This window comes from Dyadobacter sp. SG02, from assembly GCF_900109045.1.
Lineage (GTDB): Bacteria > Bacteroidota > Bacteroidia > Cytophagales > Spirosomataceae > Dyadobacter.
Genome location: NZ_FNYL01000008.1, coordinates 1 through 21,720, shown reverse-complemented (window position 1 = coordinate 21,720; position 21,720 = coordinate 1). Strand labels below are relative to the sequence as shown.

The following is a 21,720-nucleotide window of genomic DNA, read 5'->3' as shown; positions in this document are numbered from 1 at the left end:
TAAATGCCCTTTCAACCGAGCTTGAAAAGCTCTTTCACACTCGATACCGTCTCATTATTGACCAGCGGTCTGGCCCATATCCCGATACTTAAAATATATCCCAGCGGAATAAGCAGAAAAAGCATGGCGAAACGAAGGCCCACCAGTTCCCCCAGCCCGCCGACGATCAACGGAACCACCGCACCACCCGCAATGCCCGCACAAAGAATGCCGGAAAATGTCCCGTGATGCCTCGGTACCGAGTTTAAAGCCAGTGAAAATATCACCGAATACATCACCGAAGCGAAAAAACCGGCCATTGGGAAACCTACCAAAGCCATTTCTTTTGAACCGAACAATGCGACCAGCAAAGACACAATGCCGCCGCAGGTGAAGAAAATCAGCACTTTGCGGCTATCGAAGATTTTAAGCAATATCAATCCCAGGAAACAACCGACCGTGAGCAAACCCCAGAAATAGGATATGACCGAAGCGCCGGTCGTGGCCGGATCTACCTCGTGGTAGGTTTGCAGGAATTGCGAAATCCAGTTGGCAATGCCCTGCTCGGTACCTACATAGGCGAATATGCCCAGGAAGAACAACCATACCAGCTTGTTCGCCGCCAGCTCGCCGAATGATTTACCCACATCGATCCGCTCGTCTTCCAGCAACTCCACTTTCGGGAATTTCACGACTGCGATTACCGCCACCATCGCCAGCGCGATCACCGCGAAAACCCAGTACAACGAAACCCATTTCAGGTTTTCAGGCACGAGTCCATTTAATATATCAATCAAAAAACCGGAATTCCCGGAATGCACATTTAAAACCAGATAACTATAAAGTAACGGACTCAGAAACGAAGCCGCGCCAAAGAACAGTTGTGCCAGCACCGAATAGAATGCAAATTTCTCTTCCCCGCCCGAAACCCTCAATAGCGGATTAATGACGACCTGCAAAATGGCCATCCCGATACCGATCAGGAATAACGAAGTCAATGCTATCGCGAAACCCGGTATCAACGCAAAGAGTAATGCCCCACCAAATGCTAATAGAAATGCACCGATCAGCATTGTTTTTTCACCAAACTTTTCCACCATTAACCCCGCCGGAATCGACATGACGCCATAAGCGACGAAAAATGCAAACGGCAGAAAACCCGCCAGACCGATGCTGAGATCGAAACTTTTGACGATGTCGGGGATGATCGGACCGAGGATATTGGTCAGGAAAGAAATGACGAAAAAGATCAGGAAGATCAGTACTACGATGAAAATGTTCCTCTGCATGGGAAGGGCCCGTGGTTATGTAACCTAATTTAAGTTAAATCTGCATTACTTCAATCGTCGAGCAATGCCGCAGCGCCCAGTAATGCAATATTTTCGTTTTCGGATAGCAGCAATGTCAGCTTTTTCAAAGACTCGGGATAAGCGAAATCCTGAATGCTTTCCAGCATACTATCCTGAAAAAACCGGTTGGCCTTGGCAATGGAACCGCCCATTACGATGGCTTCGGGATCGTAGGTATACATAATGGCCTTGATCACCGAGCCCAAATGCGCCCCGAACTCTTCCCAGACCTCGATCGCTTTCTTACTCCCTTTCAAGGCCGCCTCGTGCGCCGCGAATGCGTCGATACCAAGCGAATCCTCGAAAAAACGGCTGCATACATAGTTTTCCAAAATCGAATCCTTATATGGCAGCATTCCGATCTCCCCTGCCCCGCAATTCTTGCCGGCGTATAAATGGTTATCGATGATAATGCCCGAGCCCAGGCCGGTCCCGATCGCCATCCCGATCACCGACCGGAACTTCCGCGCCAACCCGAAACGGTGCTCACCGAGTATGAAGCAGTTCACATCATTATTCACCGAAACCGGTAAGTTGAACTCCTTCTCCACAATATCGCGCAATGCGACCTCTTCCCAAGACGGGATATTCATCACATTATAGACAATACCCTTGCTCACATCCACGACCGAAGGCACACCTATGCCGATGCCTTTCACGGGATAGGCCGTCAGCGGACGGATCACATCCATCAGCTGGTCGAGCGTGGCCGACAGCGAATGTTTGTTGGCCAGTAATGTCTGAGTTTGCCGGGTAATATGGCCACCCGATTCGATACCGGCACGAATGTTCGTGCCGCCGATATCTACACCAATGTTCATCGACGGTGAGGAGTTGAGCGTAAGCTGCGTGAAACGATCAGTTCGGTCAACGGGCTGTGACTACGCTGCTACGGCTCGATCTCCCGGCAAGATCGAAGCTTTTCAGCGTAACAGTACCCGAAACTTTCACAGGGTTTTCGTAAAGCTGCGAGGTTTCGGTAGGCTCGGAACCGTCGGTCGTGTAGCGGATCGCCAGTCCCGGCAGCTCCACATTCGCTTTCAGCATTCCGTTTTCTATGATCGCGCCCGGTTGAGGCAGGCGGTAATGATAGCCCCCGTTGATATACTTTAGTCTCGGCAGGTGCTTTTGGGCTATCGAGTTGGCAAAAATATTCCAGCCTTCGGCCATCATCGCTTTTCTGGCGGCATCATCGGCCACATTTTCCCACTTCCGCTCGGCCGCCCAGGCACTTTCCGAGAAGCCCAGGAGTTTTGGTAAAATCGAATATTCCATCATATCGCGCCCTTTGATCGTCTCGCTCCAAAGCTGCGCCTCGATGCCGTAAACGTTCTTGCGTGCTTCGGGTTTCATCAACTGCTTTCCTGCGAATTCTTCCTTCATCGGCTTGCCCATGGAAGTTTCCTCTGTGGTGCGGAACATATTGAATGGCGCAAATGCCCAGTTATCGCGTGTGTCCACAAACCCGCCCCAGTACAGGCCCGGCTCTTTGGGATCGTTGTTGTACGACATGTCGAAATAGAAGTTGGTCACATTACAAAGTACCACCGGATAACCCGCATTAGCCAGTCGGTTACCTAAATCGACGTCGTACACATTGTTCCAGACATAAGGATACACCTGGTGCCCTACGAACTCCGGGTTCGCGAGGTAGGCGCCGGTTTCCGTTTTGTTCAATGCTACCTCTTCCCAGCCGTGCACTTTCAGGTTGCGTTTTTCGAGCATAGGCAGGAGTTTTCTGAAAAAATAGGATTGCAAATAACGCGGCCCTTTCACCTCGGGATGCTCCGCCAGCAGCTTGGCAGCCATCGGCGATTTCGTCCAGACACCATCCGCCACCTCGTCACCGCCGGTGTGGAAGGTATCCATTTTCAAACCCGCCTGCTCGTATAGTTTCGCGATTTCATCTACCACCTTCACAAAGAAGTTGTAAGTCGATTCCCGGGCCGGGCTCACGACATTGTTCTTATAACCCTGCGCCGAAATGTATACCGACTTGTCGTCCGGATCGATCAACCGGTATTCATTCGCCTCTTTTTCCTTCCCTTCCTTCATCAACCGCTCATACCGCGCCTCCATCGACTTGATCGCCGCCAGCGCATGGCCGGGGAAGTTCAGTTCCGGGATAATTTTAATGTGCCGCTCGTGGGCGTATTTGAGTATTTCAATGAAATCCGCCTTGGTATAGTAGCCGCTTCCGTGCTTGCCTTTCTCATTCGCGACCGGCCCCGAGCCGTAACCCGGGTGCAACGCGTTCGCATTCATGCCCGACGTATGCTGGCGTTGCGCGCCTACCTGCGTAAGTTCCGGTAAACCGTCGATCTCGATCCGCCAGCCTTCGTCCTCGGTGGTATAAAGCAACAGGTGATTCACCTTATAGCCCGAAAGCAAATCGATAATGCGCTTCACCGATTCCTTGGTCTGGAAATTACGCGCTACGTCCAAATGCAAACTGCGGAACTGGAAGCGCGGCGCGTCCTGCACCTGCACGAATGCGAAACCGACCGAAGCGACCGGCTTCTGGTAAGCGTCCGTCGGGGCGAGTTGCAAAAGGCTCTGAACGCCATAGAACACACCCGCAGCATCGCTACCCTCAATTGTAATGCCCGTTTGAGCGATATTCAGGTTATATGCTTCGCTAGAAACACCATTCACGGCCACCTTACCGGTTTTCAAAACGATCGCTGCTTCTTCCGACGAAGGCTTATTAGGCAATCCGGCCTGAATCGGCAGATCAGTCCCGGTTAATGTCTTTAATTTACTGATCAGATATTTCGCCTCATTTTCGAGCCCTTCCTGATAGTATACATTCGTTTTACCCGTCAGCGTAAACGTACCTGCTCCCGGAACGAGTTTCACAGGGCTCGGGATAATTTTCAAAAGCTGCTCTTCACCCAGTTTGGTAAATGCGGTATTGGCCTTGTACCGCGTTTCGGCCGTCGGTACCTCTTTCAGATCCATCTTGCCGCGCAGGATTTGCTCCTTGGTTGTGAATGGTTCGATCGTGTAATCCGCCACCTGAACAATTTCCTTTTCCTTGCCTTCATTGTCATAAAACACGAAATACAAGCCCAGCGGAGCATCCGTTTCCTTCACCACGCCCTCGGTACCGGTGTAGGTAATGGTCATCGAATCCCTTGGGCGCATGATAAAATCCTTCGCGGGCACCATCTGGTACCAATCGCCATTGATATGTTCCACTACCGCCGGCTCCGGCGTTTTGTTCGACTGAATCGGCCGTGGCGACATATTCCAGAAAAGCTTCCAGTTAGAACCATCCAACGTAAAATCGCTTCCGTTGCGGATCGTAAACTGCGCTTTAAACGTCCCCTGAGGTTCGGTAAAATTGCTGACGAGCTTCCAGGAAACCGCAATTTTCTCGGCCTGTTCCTTGGATACGTTGCCTGATCTTTTGCAGCCTGCAATCAGCAGCACACCAAACAGGATCAGCGAAAGCGGGAATAGTTTCTTCATAGGGTCAAGAAAGGCTGGGATTGATTTTTCGGTGTTCAGAATACAACTTCCTAATTACTGACAATTGCGCAAAATATACTAGTGCAGGGTGCAAAAAGCGGCGCGAATAGCCCTTTCGAAAACCATTTCAGTACATAACCCTATAAACCGGCTACTATGGAAAACCCTTCGGGCTCTTCGTCTAGATTACTTTCGCTGGATGCCATGCGTGGTTTTACCATTGCGGCGATGATCATGGTCAACTTCCCGGGGCATGAGGATTTTGTATTTCCGACCCTCCGGCACACGAAATGGAACGGGTTGACTTTTACGGACCTGATCGCGCCTACCTTCCTTTTTATCGTCGGCGTATCGATTACATTGGCCTATTCCAAAAAACGGGGCGCGCCCAAAGGAGCATTGTACCGCAAGATCGCCGTCCGGTCGCTGAAAATATTTGCCGTCGGCATGTTCCTTAATATGCTGCCCGACTTCAACTTCTCAGACCTGCGCTATACCGGCACGCTCCACCGCATAGCGATCGTGTTCCTCGTATGCGCAATCCTCTTTTTGAATACCAACTGGAAACAGCAACTCGGCATCGCCATCACTATCCTCGTTCTCTACTGGCTCGCTTTGACCACCATCCCGACGCCGGGCGTCGCCACGCCGGGCATCGGCAAAGTAATGCTCGAACCGGGCGCAAACCTCGCTGCGTGGGTAGATCAGCAATACCTGCCCGGCAAAATGTGGCAGGGCAACTGGGACCCGGAGGGCATTCTCAGCACATTCCCGTCCATTGCGACAACCATTACCGGCATGCTCGCGGGCAGATTGATGCTGCTCCCGCTTTCCCCGAACGAGAAAAGCAATTCCCTGCTCACCGCCGGGTTTGCTACGGCCGCATCAGGCTACTTCTGGCACCTGATTTTCCCTGTCAACGAAAACCTCTGGACGAGTTCTTTCGTGCTTGTAACTTCCGGCTTTGCCTCCATGCTGTTCGGCGCATTGTATTTTCTGATCGACATTCGCGGTCGTACAAAAGGCATTGCTCCGGGTGTCATTTTCGGGGCTAATGCGATTGCCGCGTACGTTCTGGCCGATATTCTTGCATTGCTGTTTTACCTAATGCCGATCGGAAGCGGCACTTTGAATCACCTTGCTGTGACCGCATTGTCGCAAACAGGCATGGACCCGCGTCTTGCCAGCATGCTTTACGCCCTCTTTTTTGTGTGTATCAATTTCATCCCGGCTTACCTGCTCTACAAAAAACGTATTTTCATCAAGCTCTGACCCATGCGCTACCGAACACGGCTCATTATCCTGCTATTCTTAACCTGTCATACCGGCCTCGTCTTTCCGCAGTCCATGGATTTATCCAAAAGCCAGATTTTCAGTCCAAGCGGTAAGGCTACATTACTCAGGAACATTGAAGTATTACAAAATGAGGTAGAAAAACGGACGGGCATTAAACTGCCCGTTGCGAAAAAGCTTCCGAAAAGCGGTAATGTGATCGTGATCGCTCTGGAGAGCGAACTGGCCAAGTTACCTGAGCCATACAAAAGCGCCGTTACAGCATTATCCGAAACGAAAAGCGAGGGTTTTAAACTGATTGCCGGGCCTTCGAATACCATTGTGATCGCAGGAAAAGACGCGCGAGGGATATTATACGGCATCGGGCGGTTGCTGCGGAAGGCGGAAATGACCCAGGGTAAGTTGCAGGTTAGCGACCGGCTATCGATCAGTACCAGCCCACGGTACCCGATGCGCGGGCATCAGCTGGGTTACCGACCCAAAACGAACGCTTACGATGCATTTACCGTCGCCGGTTTCGACCAATATATTCGTGAGTTGGCATTGTTCGGGGCAAATACCATTGAAATACTTCCTCCACGCACGGACGACGACGCTACCAGTCGCCATATGAAGATACCCGCCGCGCAAATGATCGTCGAGCAATCCCGCATTTGCCAATCGTACGGTCTCGACGTGTCGATCTGGTATCCGAATATGGATAAAAACTACGTCCACCCCGACTCCATTGCGAAAGAGCTCGCGGAACGCGACCAGGTATTTGCGAGCCTACCCCGTCTCGACGGCGTGTTTGTACCGGCAGGCGACCCGGGCGAGTTGGAGCCCGATGTGCTTTTCGCATGGCTGGAAAAAGAGGCGGTTGTTTTGCAGAAGTACCATCCCAAAGCCAAAATCTGGGTCTCGCCCCAGGTGTTCCGACCTACGCAGAAATGGTTTGACGCTTTTTTCAGCCATGCCAATAAAGAATACCCCTGGTTCGGCGGAGTGGTTTTCGGGCCGTGGGTGAAAATTCCGGTGAAGAAAATCCGGGAGATGCTCAAACCTTCCATTCCTATCCGGCATTATCCCGACATTACCCATAACTACGCCGCACAATACCCCGTACCGCACTGGGATCTTGCGTGGGCGATGACGCTCGGGCGCGAGAGCATTAACCCGCGACCATTTGATGAAAAGGCCATCCACAATGCATTGGACCAATATGGTATCGGAAGCGTGAGTTATTCGGAGGGTACCAACGACGACGTCAACAAGTTTGTATGGAGCGACCAGGATTGGGACCCGGAAATGCCGGTCATCGAGACTTTGCGTGATTATTCCCGGTTATTCTTCGGCCCCGAATACAAGGAAACCGCCGCGCAAGCTATTATCGATCTTGAAAAAAACTGGCGCGGCGAGGTGATCGGTAACGACGGTATCGACATTACCCTCCGCCAATGGCAGTCGATGGAAAAGAATGCGCCTTTGAAATTACTTCAAAATCCAAGGTTCCAGATGGGGCTGATCCGCGCCTATTTCGACGCATACACCCGCCAGCGGCTCATTTATGAAACGGAACTTGAACAGCAGGCGCGACGTGCGCTGGCTGCCGGGCAGTCGGGCGTTGTGAAAGCCATGCGAAATGCAGAAGATATTCTGGAAAAGGCCTGGAAGGAGCGCATTCTCCCCGATTACCAGCAAAAATGCAACGACCTGGCCGATTCGCTTTATAAAAGCATCGGTGCGCAACTCACCATCAAAAAGCACGGTGCGATGTCGGGCCGGGGTAATTTTATGGACCTGATCAATATGCCGCTGAACGACGCGCCCTATTTGCTGGACCAATTCAAAAGGATTGAAAAACTGGCTAGCGAGGCGGAAATGCTGCGGGAAATCGACCAGCTCCTGCATCGCACCGATCCGGGTCCGGGTGGGTTTTACGACCATTTCGGCGATCCGGAAAGCTGGTACCGGGTGGTGCCTAACCTGTCGTGGGAAGAAGATCCGGGCAGTTTGCAATCGCCCCGGATCGGTTTCGGCGTGGGTTTGGTGGGGGAAGAATGGGTAGACGAAATTCAGGCGACCGGTTTCAAAGGCCAGGTAACCCCGCGTGCGTGGATGAAGCAGGCTAAAACGCTTTACGACCAGCCATTGCGGATTCGTTACGACAATCTGGACCCGGAAGCCACTTACCGTATCCGCATTTCGTACACCGGGCGCTTCCGCTCACGCATGCGCATGACCACTGACGACGGCCAGACCATCCACGATTTTATCCAGACCGGCGAACAGCCTACATTTGAATTCAATGTTCCCAAAGCTGCTACTTCCGATGGCACGGTCATTTTTGAATGGACGTGCGGCGAAGGCGAGCGCGGCTCGCAGGTGACAGAAATATGGTTGATGAAACAATAACCTAAGACTTCGCAATGGAATCCACATTACTTGAAAAACTGAAAAACGGCGGCAATGTATACGGTACCTGCATTACCTCTACCGGCCCGATGTGGCCCGCGGCTGTAAAGAAAACCGGCGTCGATTTTGTGTTCATCGATACCGAGCATATACCGCTGGGCAGAACGGAAATGGCTACATTATGCCAGCAATTCCGGCATTTGGGCATTACGCCCATCGTCCGCATTCCCTGCCCCGATCCTTACCTCGCCTGCCAGGCCATCGATGCCGGTGCAAAAGGTATTGTAGCGCCTTACCTCGAATCGGCGACGCAGATTACGGAACTGGTGGGCGCTACCAAATACCGGCCGCTAAAAGGCGAGGTTTTGCAGAACTACCTCAGCGGGACAGTGCCGATGCCGGAAAATATTCGGGATTATGTAGCGCAATACAATGCAGGAAATATCTGCATTGCCAATATTGAAAGCGTACCTGCGATGAACAACCTGGATGCATTGCTGTCGGTACCTGGCCTGGATGCCGTTTTCATCGGCCCGCATGATCTGTCGGTAAGCCTTGGGTTGCCCGAGCAATACGACCATCCCGATTTCGAAAAAGCCGTTTCCTACATCATTCGCACAACCCGCTCGAAAGGCCTTGCCATCGGCATTCATTTTTCACTCGAACCCGAAAGGCAGATTCAATGGATGAAGGAAGGGGCTAATATTGTCGTGCACAGTTTTGACGTAGCGCTTTTTGTGCAGAAACTGAATGCAGATCTCGCTGTAATCAAAAAGGCGGCCGGCGATCCGGCGGCTGGCGATTTGCCAACTGCCCTGGCTGATATTTCAATGGTAGTTTAATACCCCTATTTCCCCTGCCACATCATCAGTCCTTCGATCAGCGCGGTGAGTTGTTCGAAGGGCATGGCGGGCGTAAGGTATGCATGCGGGCCCATAGGGTCGTCCAGCCAGCTGTTAGTTCCGCCTTCGATCGTGATCTTCCCGCGTTTTACGCCAAAATAGGGCTGAACGCCACGAACCGCGACCAATACGGCCGTCTGGTCCCAGCTCATCCGGCCATCCACATCGCCTTTGGCGAGCGGCATTGCCATTGCAAAAACTTCTTTCACCGGGCTTTTCAGGCTTTCGTTGGCGATTACGCGTTTGCCGGTTTTAATTTCCTTGCCAATTTCCAGGCCGCTGAAAAGGATTTCGGTAGGCCATTCGGTAAAAACCTTCGCAGATGCTACCGAATCCACCAGCACATTATACTCCCGTCCTTTCGGGAAATGGCCGGCCATCGATACGAGTTGTTTCACCTTTTTACGGACAAGACTACTACCCGACAGCTGTGAATTAGCATCCGGCCCGGAGTCGAGCAGGTCTGCGAGGTTTGTCAGAAAACCGACCGTCACAATGGTAACGCTCTGGTCGGGTTGCCTGGCGAGAATTTTGCGATACGTTTCGACCGCATTCGGCGCATCGGAGGTTTTGGCGATTTTATGCGGGTATTTTTCTACCAGCATTTCGGGCCATTTCTGCGTGGCGCCGAAACTTGCCCCTTTCCCTTTCGGCGCACCGGTGGGTAATTCGGGACGGCCGAAATAAGTGTTAAGGATTTCAATCGTGGGTACTACCAGTTCATTTTTGTTGGAAGAAATCACGGCCAATGGCTTCACTTCTCCTTTATCCGCCAATGCGTGCATTACCGCCATGGCCCCTACGTCGTCGTAATCCGGGCCGATATCGGTGTCGAGGATCAGCGAATTGACCGATCTTCCGGTTTGGGCATAGGAATTCGAGAGGGTAAAGAGGCAAAGGATCAATAGAACTTTGTTCATGACATTCATTATTCAAAAAATGCGGTCTGTTGTAAAGCTATTCGCTTTTTCCTCCCGATATGCTGCGTAGGGGGGGATTTTTTCAGCGATAACAAAGGTTACATCAGTTTTTCAACACCTGGAATGCCTGTTTTGTTTCTCCATTCACCACTTCGAGTACATATATTCCCTCATTAAACTCACGCCCTGAGAGGTCGATCTTGCGTTTCTGCGTCGGGTTCAATGCTTCGCCATCGAGCTGTTTCAATACCCGTCCGTGCAAGTCATACACATTCACGGATACCGTATTGCTGGCCGGAACCTCGTCGCCCAGGTAGAATACCCCTTTCGATGGATTCGGATAAACCGACCATTCGGATTGCGCTTCGAATGCGACCGTACGTACGCGGGAGTATTGATAAGTGCTGTCGATATCCACCATTTTTAACCGGTAATACAAATTCCCCCATTTGCCCGGCAGCTGATCGGTATACGCGTATTTGAGGCCGCTTTTCAAATTACCTTCCCCAAAAACCTGCGCCAGCCTCACAAATTTCCCCTCGCGATATGCCTCGTCGCCGGAAGCTACTTCGATATCAAAGTGATCGAAGTTTTCCTCGGAAGCGGTTTCCCATTCGAGGATAACGTCCTTGGATTGTACGTCGCCCTCCTTTTTACGTGCATTAAAGCTCACCAGTTCAACCGGTAATGCCCCCGGATTTCCGACAAACGCCTTGGCTATCCAGAATTCAGAGAATGATTTCAATTTCATTTCAATATAATATCCTTTGTCGTAAGGAACGACGGCCACCTCTCCGGCCGGGTGAAAGGACCATGTACCTTCGGTACTGTTGCTCAATGAACCATCCTCCTTCGAAGTATTCGCCGTATTGCGGTATTTCGAAATGCCCAGTTCGAACGGATTCACGGGCTTACCGCATGTTCCGCAACCCGACGCGTTGATCAGCGCTTCACTCTCTGTTTCGAGGAAATAAAACCGGACGGTCGCCAGATTCGCAAGTTCGCTGTTGGCAGGTTTTACGGTAAAATTCCGGTCGAGGTAATAATGCCCGTTACCGTTTTTGACTCCCGACGTGTTCAGGTAGGTCTGTACCTCGGTGTTACCCATATTCTGGCCGTTGGGATTGATCGCCGCCATCAGTTTTCCGTTACTGGTAAAATTCACCCAGCCCGAACCGGACACCTGCTGGGTAACCACGCCGCCCGCATTATCGAGAATCGGTGAAACTTTGTCGAAAATGTGAATGTCGTCGAGGGCAATGCCTTCGCGGTGCGTAAAGCCGTCGGAAATCAATACAAAACGTAATTTAAGGTTAGTAAACCCGGTAGGCAACGGGATACTCGCCACGTGCCACCGCAGGTAATCCTGCATTGCCCAGGCGCCATTGCCCGAATAGGTCTTGTTGTACCAGTTGGTACCTTGTCCCACGGCACCCAGTCGGGTCCACGGCCCGCCATTTCCGGAGTATTCGATGTACACGTAATCACACGGTGTAGGCTCGCACACTTCAAGATCGATCGCCGCGCTGTAACTCAGCGTGGGTGCGCTGAGGCTGCTTACATTGAAGCAGGGCGAATACAGGTACGATTCTTCCTTGTCGTTATGTCCCCCAGCCAGATTGGTCTTCCACACCTTCGTCCCGCTGGCCGCCTTGTTCAGCGCACCGGAAGTCGGTGTCCCCCACTTCCACGAGCTGTTCGTTCCTTTGGCGCTCCAGAAGCCGTCGCCGTTCTCAAAATTTTCAAGATAAGGGAACGAGCTCAGCACCGGAGCATTGAAAACTTTCACCGACAGTGTGTCATTATCCCTGAAACTGTCCGTTGCCAGTTCCGACCACGCTTTCAGATTCAATCCGCCAACTGCCGAAAGATCGGCCTTGGGCCCGAAAGTGAAATCGATGGTCGTCCGCTTGGCGAGCGACGGAATGGTATCTCGAAGGACGGTACCGTTTGGCAACAACAATGCCACGGGCAGGTCGGTAATATCGCGTGCCGAGCTGTTGCGGATGCGGATAGCGATCGTTTCCGCATTGCCCAATCCGCAGCTTTCGGTAGGCGGCGCAAGCAACGTCAGCATTTGAATATCATCCGTAACCGACACAAGGCGGATGTCGTCGAAAGAATATCCTGCGCCGTTGCTATAATCGGACGTGAGCATTTTGCCCCATTGTCCCCAGCGGACCTGGAAGCTCGATGAGAAGTTTTTCCCGTTAGCGGAAAGCAAGGCGCTCATTTCGAGCGGAACGGTTGTTTTGTACCCCTCGGTTGTGAGGTTTTGGTTGGCAAAAAGGTCGTAGATCTCGATCCACGCATCGGTATCCTTTCCTCTTATCCACACCTTGTTGGCATTGTTCGCTTTTTGTCCGTGGTTTTTATACGAAAATATCAGGCGCACGTCATTCGAATTGATGTCGTACCCTGCCAGGTTGAAAGTCCCGGTCAGATAACTCGTATTACCCGGCGCATAAGCGCGGCTCGCATCGAGCGTCAGTGCCCTCTGGCCGGACGCAGCAAAACCTGTGTTGACGAAAGTCCTGATCCGTCCGAAATCGGTATCAGCGCTGAAATCGTAGCGTCCATCGCCCGTAAGCCCCATTTGCGCGACTGTTACGTCCTGCGCAGGGAGGTTTTCCATGTTATCATTAAATGGCAATGCCAGCTGATCGTTGGGCAATTGCCTGAAAAGCCTGCTGAGTGTATCGTTCGCTGTAACGGCATCCGCATTACTGTGGATAAAAACTTTGATGTTGTAATCGCCCGGGTTGCCCAGGCTGGCCCCCACCTCGAATGTATGGTCATAGGTCTTTCCTTTTTCGATAAAAGGCGTGATCGTTTCGATCGGTACGGCTACGCCATTGAGCGTATACCCTACATCCAGCGATCCGTTGAAGTCCACGTCATCGAGGTTCTTAATCCTCATTTTAACAAAAACTGTCCCGGCCAGCTCGGTAGTAGTATTCTTCCTGCCCGATGACGCGGGCGTTACAATGGATTCTACTTTGAGGTCATTATTCGAAATGCTGCCTGCGCATGTTCCGGTATCCGGTTTCCGCGAAATGGCGAGCGCCCTGCGCCCGGCAGTCCCGTTCATCCGGGCTCGCACGGAAACGTAGTAAATTGAATCTTTCAGCAACCCGCCCAATGCATAGGTAGTACCAGCGGTTGTGGCCACGGGTACCATCTCATTTCCTTTGAGCATCATTACTTCGTAGTCCGTAGCACCTGTCACAGCCGTCCAGTCAAGGGAAATATAGCCTTCGCATTGCAGGGCCGATAGTGTTAAAGTCGGGACGCCCATTACCATAAACGGCTCCGAGATGCTCTGGGTGCCTGTGCTGTTCTGGATCACCCGTACGCGCACCTTGTCCGAGCGCAACCCCACGGGTATTGCCCATGCAAGCTGGCTGGTTCCTGCCGCGACATTTGTCGAAATATTGGTCCAAACTCCCCCGTTGTTGCCGCTGTATTGTACGGTAAAAGTGCTGCCGCTGTTCCCGAAAGCATCCCATGAAATGTAAATCGGGTCACCGTCTTTCTGGCGTTCGCCGCCCACCGGATTGGTAATCGTGATGGAATTGGGAATAATATCGTAAACCACGAAATATTCCTGCGACGGCAACTGGCCTACCGTGGTACCTTTGACGGAAATGGTGTAGTTCCCCGCGGCGGGGCTGTTGATCACCACCTGTTCCATATTATTACGGTTGTCGACGCCCGTGCCCGCAATATTATTGACGTTTGCAGCCGAGGGATCGAGTAACCGAGGCAGGATCACACCCGAGGCAGGATTAGTCACCTGCAGGTCGAGATTGTGGACCAGGTTCTGCGACGCCAGCGTGCTGCCTGCGGGATCATTCCAATAGAGCATCACCTTCACCTGCGCCGTATTGGCCGGGATATTCACGGAAAAATTATTGGTGCCCTGGTGCGCGACCTGCCCTACCGAGTAGCTCTGCGATTCGAGCATTTTCACCGACCGGAGCAGGTTCAGCCAGCCATATCCGAAACGGTAATCGGGACCTTCGTTACCTTTATCGACCGCACCGTTCACCAACAATGCCTTCATCAAGCCATTCTTAGGGTTCTGGTTGCCGTTCAACTGACGGTACCGCTCGTAAAGCATCGCAAGTCCTCCCGACACGGCGGGTGCGGCCATACTCGTCCCGGTTCCACCCCCATACAGGTTGGCCGGAATCGTGGACATGATAGCACTTCCCTGTGCCGTAATTTCCGGCTTCAACCGGCCGTCCTTTACCGGCCCCCGGCTGGAATTCGCCACAATTACCCCGACTTCGCCGGTTGCACCGACGGTAATTACGTTCTTGGCCGTCTGATAACCGCCCAAAACAGTTCCAAAACCTAATGCAAATGGCGCACAGGTGGTAGATCCGCTATTACCGGCGGCGAAAACATGTTGCAGGTAAGGCATTTCGAATGCCTGCTGATCCAGAATATAGGAATACAGGTCATACGCTCCGTTCGTTTCGCAGGTAATCACATCCGATCCGTAGGAATTGTTGGTGACTACCATGCCAAAATCCTGCACATACTGCGGCGAATACGCCAAAATCGACGAATAGCTCTGGGACACCACGGTCGCCTTGGGCGCGTAACCCGCGTAGCGCTCGTCCATAATGCCCGCACCCGCCATCGTACCCATCACGTGCAAGCCATGCGATCCCCCTTCGATGGGCGCCCTGTTGATGATCCGGGAATTGAAATCGATGTGCCGCAATGGGTTCGATTCGTCGCCGATCCCTACTACCACGCCCGCCCCGGACAAATTCCTGCTGCCCGGCAGGGCCGATTTCAGGACATTGGCGCGGCCGTTTACAGTACTCTTATTGTTCAACTGGCGGTCGGGCTGCGGCACTGCCTGCACATATTGCACAAACGGCTGGCCTGCAAGCTTTTTGAGCTCCTTCGCCGGCACTCTCACGGTCAGTATCTGGTAATTTTTGTATTGATCCGAAACGACTTGGTATTGCTGCGCCTTCAATGCAGCCTGTATCTCTTCGTAGGTGAAAGACTTGGGATAGCTGATCCACAGATCGACAGTGGTGGGGCCGGTAAATGCATGAGGCGGGATATTGCCGTTGGCGAGGCCGGGCTGCATTTTTTGGTCGGCGCTGAGCTCCACGATAGCCCTTCCTTTCGTACGGGCCAGTGCGCCGGGATTGCTGCCTGCGGCTATGGTGGCGGTATACGCGTAATTGGGAATGTATTCAAGCAATTCGATGCCCTCTTTCCGCAGTTCGCGTCGCTCATCCTCCGTAGGAATGTCGTCGAACTGGATCACTACGAAAGATTTTTGCCCTGCGGTAGACAGTCTGAATGCCGCATTCGCACGGCCGTTTGAAGACGAAACGTTTCGCTCCGGTGTGAACGAACCGCTTTGGAGAAGGATTTGATAATCCTGCCGTTTCTGGCCCCAGGCGTTGCTAATCAGCAAGCTTGCAAGCCATAGTGTGTAGTAAAGATTTTTCCACTTCATAATTTTAGGTACAGATAAAGGATAGGTAATTCTACTTCAATTAACCTAATTATGCAAAATAATTCGAGTATTGTTTAATATAAATTGGCATACCATATAAACTAGTTGAAGTACAGCAAGATGATGCCGTCACAGGGTGCGAACCTTGAATCGTATACGTGAATTTACCAGGCCCTAATTCTGCACGAATTTGTAATTAGCTGGTGGCTGGTATAACTTAGCAGCCTTAATTTTACCGTGCGTCGCACGCATCCTTATGAACTTATACGGCCTGATCGGATACCCGCTTACCCACTCTTTTTCAAAGCGCTATTTCACCGACAAATTCATCAGAGAGAAGATCAAAGAGAGCAGCTACGAGCTTTTTGAGTTGAAATCGCTGGAAGAATTGCCCGAATTGCTGAAAAAGAAGCACGACCTCCGCGGACTGAATGTGACGATTCCTTACAAAAAGGATGTGATCGCCTACCTCGACGACCTCGACGATGCCTCCGCCGAGCGCATTGGCGCGGTGAATACGATCAAAATCTACGCCGACGGCAGCACGAAAGGCTTCAATACGGATTACTATGGCTTCCAGCAATCGCTCGTGGAATGGCTCGATAAGCGCGGGGAAGCCTGTGCGAGTTTCAAAGCGCTCATACTGGGCAACGGTGGCGCGGCAAAGGCCGTCCAGGTCGCTTTGAAGGATTTGGGAATGGAGTACCAGATCGTTTCACGCCAGCATAGCGACGATTGCGTATCCTACGAAGGCCTTACACAGGAAGTAATCGAAAGCCACCGGTTGATCATCAATACAACTCCGCTGGGAACCTTCCCTAATACCGAAGAATGTCCCATGATTCCCTACCAATGGATTACAAGGGGGCATTACCTGTACGATCTCGTGTACAATCCGGCTGAGACATTATTCATGAAAAAGGGCAGCGAACAAGGTGCCGCCGTCATGAATGGTTTGAAAATGCTGGAATTACAGGCTGAAAAAGCCTGGGAAATCTGGAATACCGAGGAAAACCTCTGGAGCATTTAAACCCGCTTGTAGAAAGTCCACAAATCATCCCCGATGGGTTCCGAGCCCTTGAACACGCCGCGCGGAGTGGGTGCGGGAACACCGTTTCCGATGGTCAGCCTACCCTGGCACCGCCGGATCTCGTCCCATAAGCCGCTTTCAAAAAACGCATTGATCACCGCCGCGCCTCCTTCGACCAACACCGACTGTATTTTACGCCGGTGCAGCGCTTCCAATAGCTGGGCTATCAGATCACGATCTTCATCGATTTTCAGGTAGGCCGTCGAAGGTAATGCATAACGTTCGGGTTCAGCTGGGATTCCGGTTTCCCGATCGTAGTTAACCACGATCGTGCTCTGCGAATGGTCCAGTAAATGCAGGTGTTCGGGCAATTGCAAATGTTTATCGGTAACAATCCGCACCGGGTTTGTCCCGGTCCAGTGGCGAACATTCAGCCGCGGATTGTCCATCAATGCGGTTTTAAAACCCACCATAATAGCGTCCTCCTCCGTACGCCACTGGTGCACGCGCATACCCGACAGTGCGCCACTGATCTGCACGGGATTGCCGGTTTCGTAGCCCAGGAATCCATCGGCGGTTTCGGCCCATTTGAGGATTACGTAAGGTCGTTGGAGGGTCATAGCCGTAAAAAAGCGCTTATTCAGTTCCAGTCCGCGCGCTTCGAGCACATTACGTTCCACTTCGATACCCACCTCCTGCATCCGGCGAATACCCCGACCCGAAACCAGTGGATTGGGGTCGTTATTACAAATGACTACTTTTTTCAGTCGGCGGCTCACGAGCAGGTCGGCGCAGGGAGGCGTTTTGCCGGTATGCGAGCAAGGTTCGAGCGTCACGTAGGCAGTGGCTTGTGGCAGTAAATGCGAATTACCTTTCGCGTCCGTATCCTCGATCGCGCGTACTTCCGCGTGCGGGCCTCCGTAGGCACGATGCCAGCCTTCGCCGATAATCCGGCCTTCATGGACGATCACACAGCCCACCATCGGGTTCGGGCTCACCGCCCCGCGGCCGTATTCGGCGAGCTGCAAGGCCCGTTCCATCCATTGATTGTGCGTCTCCATGTGGCAAAAATACAAATGCCCTTTTAAACTCAACTTTCGGGAGTTCCTATAATTTGCTAACTTTCCGACATTGGATCAAAATCAGTGAAAATGACTTCTGCACGCCAGCTTTATTTATATATAGTTAAAAACATCACAGTTTATCCGGAAAAAGAGGCTCAGGCAATCTCGTACATGCTGTTGGAGCATTATATGCGCCTCCGCAATATCGATGTGCTGGTGGATCGCCCGATACCCGAAAACACGGCTCAGCCGGACTGGGATAGCATTATCAAACGTCTGAACAACAACGAGCCCGTTCAGCACATCATCGGCTCCACGGAGTTCTGCGGCCTCGAATTCCGCGTTTCCTCGGCAGTGCTTATCCCTCGTCCGGAAACCGAAGAGCTCGTGCAAATGGTGACGCGCGACTATGCGGAGCCCGATAAAAACATCTCCATTCTCGACATTGGGACCGGCAGCGGCTGTATCGCCATCGTGCTCGCGCGCTTTCTTCCGCATGTAAGCGTACATGCGTGGGACGTTTCCGACGAAGCCCTGGAAGTAGCGAAAGAAAATGCCCGCCAGCTCATCGCCGACGTCACTTTCGCGAAACAGGATATGCTCAATGTAACATTCCCCCTGCCCGGCAATATCGTTCAGTTCGACTGCCTGGTGAGCAACCCGCCTTATGTGACCTATTCCGAGGCCGAAAGCATGCGTCCGAATGTGCTCCGTTTCGAGCCGCACGAGGCGCTGTTCGTGGAAGACAATGATCCGCTGCTTTTTTATAAAGCTATCGCCGATTTCGGGGTGCACCATTTGAAACAGCAGGGCAAATGCTACGTCGAGATCAACGAGCATTTCGGCGCCGAAACCAAAAAGGTTTTTGAAGAAAGGAATTATAAAAAGGTTGAAATCCTTCGTGATATCAATGGTAAGGACCGCTTCGTGAGAGCTATCTGGGCCTGATCCATTTCTAAATTTATTTTCATGTACATCGAAAAAATCAGGGAGGTCCTGGACGAAATGGGCAAGGTGGTCGTGGGGCAGGACAAGCTGCTGAACCGACTGCTGATAGGCCTTTTCACCGGCGGCCATATCCTGCTCGAAGGCGTTCCCGGACTAGCCAAAACTTTGACCATCAATGTGATGGCCAAAGTCCTCCACCTGGATTTCAAACGCATCCAGTTCACGCCCGACCTGCTCCCCGCGGATTTGATCGGGACGATGATCTATAAACCCAAAATCGGCGATTACGAGGTCAAAAGAGGCCCTATTTTCTCCAACCTCATCCTGGCCGACGAGGTAAACCGCTCCCCTGCCAAGGTACAATCTGCGTTGCTGGAAGCGATGCAGGAAAAACAGGTGACGATCGGCGACGAGACTTTCCTCCTCGACCGCCCATTTGTAGTACTCGCTACGCAAAACCCGGTTGAGCAAGAGGGTACCTACCCGCTTCCCGAGGCGCAGATCGACCGGTTTATGATGAAAGTCTACGTCGATTACCTCGACAAGATGAAGGAGCTGGAAGTAATGCGCCGGATGTCGGATATTAATTATGAATACAAAATCCGGCCTATCCTGAACAAAGAGGAAATTTTCGCGATCCGCGATGAGGTTAACAAGGTTAATATCTCCGATACCCTCGAACGCTACATTATCGAACTGGTATTCGCCACCCGCCGTCCGCTCGATTACGGACTTCGCGACGAGGCACGTTACATTCAGTTCGGGGCTTCGCCGAGGGCAACTATTTACCTCAATCGTGCCGCAAAAGCATTGGCATACCTCGAAGGACGTGACTACGTACTGCCTGAGGACATTAAAGAGCTCGCACCCGACATCATGAACCACCGTATCCTGCTGAACTACGAGGCCGAAGCCGACGGCGTACGCACGATGACCATCATCGATTCCATTCTCCGGAAAGTCGCCATTGGATAATTCACGGTACCGGATCGTGGCCGTGCCCGCCCCAGGGATGACAGCGCGCAATGCGTTTCAGCCCCATCCAGCCACCCTTGAAAGGGCCGTGTTTCTGCACGGCTTCGATCATATATTGCGAACAGGTGGGCGTATAGCGGCACGAATTCGGCAAATACGGGGAAAGCGCCGCCTGATAAAACCGTACGAGGCCTATGAGTAAAAATTTCATTTCGCGTCTTGTCTCATATTAGTATATTTGACCATTAACACCACAAAAGCATGCTTTCATATATCATGTGGGACGCAAGTCCCGAAATCTTCACCATTCCGGAGATCGCCGGTTTTGGTCCCTTCCCTGTCCGTTGGTATGGTCTACTTTTCGCAGCCGGCTTCCTGATCGGCCAGCAAATTATGATCTATATTTTCAAGAAAGAAGGAAAGACGCTGGAAGATATCGACTCGCTCACACTTTATATGGTGCTCTCGATCGTCATCGGCGCCCGTGTAGGCCACTTTCTTTTCTATGAACCCGAAGTACTGTTTAAAAATCCCCTTGAAGTGATATTACCTCCCTACGCCGGGCTTGCAAGCCATGGTGCGGTGATCGGGACGGTGACCGGGCTCTGGCTGTATGCACGCTCGCGCAGGGGTACTGGCCAGACGTTCTTCTGGGTAACCGACCGACTGACCATCACTTTTGCATTGGGCGGCTCATTTATCCGCTTTGGTAACCTGATGAATTCCGAGATCGTCGGAAGACCGTCCGATCTGCCCTGGGCATTCATTTTCAAGCAAAATACCGAGTTCCTGCAAATCCCGCGTCACCCGGCGCAGCTTTACGAATCCATTACGTGCTTCATCCTCACATTCGTCCTGTTCGGGATCTGGAACAAGTACAAGGCCGCCACGCCACGAGGGCTTATGGTCGGTGTGTTCCTCGTATGGGTGTTCACGCTGCGTTTCCTGTATGAATTCCTGAAAGAAAACCAGGAAGCGTTCGAAGCCAATTATGCGCTGAATATGGGGCAGATATTGAGTATCCCTGCGGTATTGCTCGGCCTGTACTTCATTATCCGCTCCCGGCGAAACCCGATGGAGGTAGCCGCCAGCTGATTCCCCCCTGCGTGAGCAGGCGTGCATCAGTGCGGCGTTTTCATTACATTGTAATTAGTTTGAAACAACTCTAACCATTGTCAGATGAAAACATCCTTTATAGCCGCATTTCTTTCGTGTGCCCTGCTCATAACCGGTTGCGGCAGTAGCAAGGAAGAAAAAGAAGCCGAAGAAAAAGCCGCCGCCGACAGCCCGGCCGACGCTCTTCAGGCCATTGCCGATAAAGCCAAGGAAATGGGCGACCGCGAGGCAGTCGACCCGGTGGATTTCCGCAAGCTGAAAGACCTTTTGCCCGAAAGCATCGCCGGTATGAGCCGCACGGAAGCGACGGGCGAGAAAACCGGAGCAATGGGCTTTACCGTTTCGACGGCACAGGCGAAATATAAAGGAGGCTCCGACGAATCGCTGAATATTGAAATTGTGGACACGGGTGGTATTGCCGGCGTGTCGACCATGGCCCTCGCTGCCTGGTCCATTGCCGAAATAGACAAGGAGACCACCAACGGCTACGAAAAAACGACAAAAATCGAGGGTTACAAGGCCTTTGAGAAATATAATAACGAAAGCAAATCCGGCGAAATTAATGTACTCGTCGCCGACCGTTATGTGGTGAACGTCGAAGGCGATAACCTGAGCGTCGATCAATTGAAGGAAGCCCTGAAAGCGATCGACCTGGGTAAGCTGGGTGATATGAAGTAGGCCATAACGAAAAAGAGCCCGTCTCAAATCATTTTTGGGACGGGCTTCTGTTTTAAATGGTTTACAAACGTGTTTTCCGATTGGTATAAGATTTTAGCGGCATG

15 protein-coding genes are annotated in these 21,720 nt (G+C 52.0%); 8 read left to right on the top strand and 7 right to left on the bottom strand.

Annotated features, from left to right (window positions below; all coding sequences use genetic code 11):
- Nucleotides 1-11: 11 nt before the first annotated feature.
- The 3 genes from BMW93_RS19205 to BMW93_RS19195 are packed head-to-tail and all read right to left on the bottom strand — an operon-like array spanning nt 12 to nt 4,802.
- Nucleotides 12-1,268, bottom strand: coding sequence for an MFS transporter (locus BMW93_RS19205; protein WP_090379976.1), 1,257 nt, complete (start codon nt 1,266-1,268; stop codon nt 12-14).
- 50 nt (nt 1,269-1,318) lie between these two features.
- The gene (locus tag BMW93_RS19200) at nt 1,319-2,149 is read right to left on the bottom strand and encodes an ROK family protein (protein WP_090379974.1); all 831 of its coding nucleotides are present in this window, start codon (nt 2,147-2,149) and stop codon (nt 1,319-1,321) included.
- A 46-nt stretch (nt 2,150-2,195) separates the two neighbouring features.
- Nucleotides 2,196-4,802 (bottom strand): family 20 glycosylhydrolase, encoded by a 2,607-nt coding sequence (locus BMW93_RS19195; protein ID WP_090379971.1) that lies wholly within the window; start codon nt 4,800-4,802, stop codon nt 2,196-2,198.
- Between the two features lie 156 nt (nt 4,803-4,958).
- On the opposite strand from BMW93_RS19195, the gene BMW93_RS19190 reads away from it, so the two are divergent.
- The 3 genes from BMW93_RS19190 to BMW93_RS19180 are packed head-to-tail and all read left to right on the top strand — an operon-like array spanning nt 4,959 to nt 9,331.
- Nucleotides 4,959-6,074, top strand: coding sequence for an acyltransferase family protein (locus BMW93_RS19190; RefSeq protein WP_090379968.1), 1,116 nt, complete (start codon nt 4,959-4,961; stop codon nt 6,072-6,074).
- Between the two features lie 3 nt (nt 6,075-6,077).
- Nucleotides 6,078-8,489, top strand: coding sequence for a glycoside hydrolase family 20 zincin-like fold domain-containing protein (locus BMW93_RS19185; protein WP_090379966.1), 2,412 nt, complete (start codon nt 6,078-6,080; stop codon nt 8,487-8,489).
- Between the two features lie 14 nt (nt 8,490-8,503).
- Nucleotides 8,504-9,331 (top strand): HpcH/HpaI aldolase/citrate lyase family protein, encoded by an 828-nt coding sequence (locus BMW93_RS19180; RefSeq protein ID WP_090379963.1) that lies wholly within the window; start codon nt 8,504-8,506, stop codon nt 9,329-9,331.
- A 5-nt stretch (nt 9,332-9,336) separates the two neighbouring features.
- On the opposite strand, the gene BMW93_RS19175 is transcribed toward BMW93_RS19180, so the two are convergent.
- Both BMW93_RS19175 and BMW93_RS19170 read right to left on the bottom strand, forming a co-directional pair.
- Complete coding sequence (locus BMW93_RS19175; RefSeq protein ID WP_090380757.1) at nt 9,337-10,311, bottom strand: nucleoside hydrolase; 975 nt, start codon at nt 10,309-10,311, stop codon at nt 9,337-9,339.
- 103 nt (nt 10,312-10,414) lie between these two features.
- Nucleotides 10,415-15,805 (bottom strand): S8 family serine peptidase, encoded by a 5,391-nt coding sequence (locus BMW93_RS19170; RefSeq protein WP_090379960.1) that lies wholly within the window; start codon nt 15,803-15,805, stop codon nt 10,415-10,417.
- 256 nt (nt 15,806-16,061) lie between these two features.
- Between BMW93_RS19170 and BMW93_RS19165 the strand changes: the two genes are divergently transcribed.
- Nucleotides 16,062-16,835 carry a shikimate dehydrogenase gene (locus BMW93_RS19165; protein ID WP_090379957.1) on the top strand — a complete coding sequence of 258 codons (774 nt, stop codon included), beginning with the start codon at nt 16,062-16,064 and terminating at the stop codon, nt 16,833-16,835.
- On the opposite strand, the gene ribD is transcribed toward BMW93_RS19165, so the two are convergent.
- Nucleotides 16,832-17,896, bottom strand: coding sequence for a bifunctional diaminohydroxyphosphoribosylaminopyrimidine deaminase/5-amino-6-(5-phosphoribosylamino)uracil reductase RibD (gene ribD / locus BMW93_RS19160; RefSeq protein WP_090379952.1), 1,065 nt, complete (start codon nt 17,894-17,896; stop codon nt 16,832-16,834). The genes BMW93_RS19165 and ribD overlap by 4 nt on opposite strands.
- 90 nt (nt 17,897-17,986) lie before the next feature.
- Here ribD and prmC point away from each other — a divergent pair, with 90 nt between their 5' ends.
- Nucleotides 17,987-18,847 (top strand): peptide chain release factor N(5)-glutamine methyltransferase, encoded by an 861-nt coding sequence (prmC, locus tag BMW93_RS19155; protein ID WP_090379949.1) that lies wholly within the window; start codon nt 17,987-17,989, stop codon nt 18,845-18,847.
- Nucleotides 18,848-18,868: 21 nt separating this feature from the next.
- The gene (locus BMW93_RS19150; protein ID WP_090379947.1) at nt 18,869-19,822 is read left to right on the top strand and encodes a MoxR family ATPase; all 954 of its coding nucleotides are present in this window, start codon (nt 18,869-18,871) and stop codon (nt 19,820-19,822) included.
- A gap of 1 nt (nt 19,823) precedes the next feature.
- Here the strand turns inward: BMW93_RS19150 and yidD are convergent, their stop codons facing one another.
- A complete protein-coding gene (gene yidD, locus BMW93_RS19145; protein ID WP_090379944.1) occupies nt 19,824-20,033 on the bottom strand; it encodes a membrane protein insertion efficiency factor YidD in 210 nt (69 codons plus the stop codon).
- A 50-nt stretch (nt 20,034-20,083) separates the two neighbouring features.
- Here yidD and lgt point away from each other — a divergent pair, with 50 nt between their 5' ends.
- Together lgt and BMW93_RS19135 are read left to right on the top strand one after the other, a co-directional pair.
- Nucleotides 20,084-20,917 carry a prolipoprotein diacylglyceryl transferase gene (gene lgt, locus BMW93_RS19140; RefSeq protein ID WP_090379941.1) on the top strand — a complete coding sequence of 278 codons (834 nt, stop codon included), beginning with the start codon at nt 20,084-20,086 and terminating at the stop codon, nt 20,915-20,917.
- Nucleotides 20,918-21,001: 84 nt separating this feature from the next.
- A complete protein-coding gene (locus BMW93_RS19135; protein WP_090379938.1) occupies nt 21,002-21,616 on the top strand; it encodes a hypothetical protein in 615 nt (204 codons plus the stop codon).
- Nucleotides 21,617-21,720 lie beyond the last annotated feature (104 nt).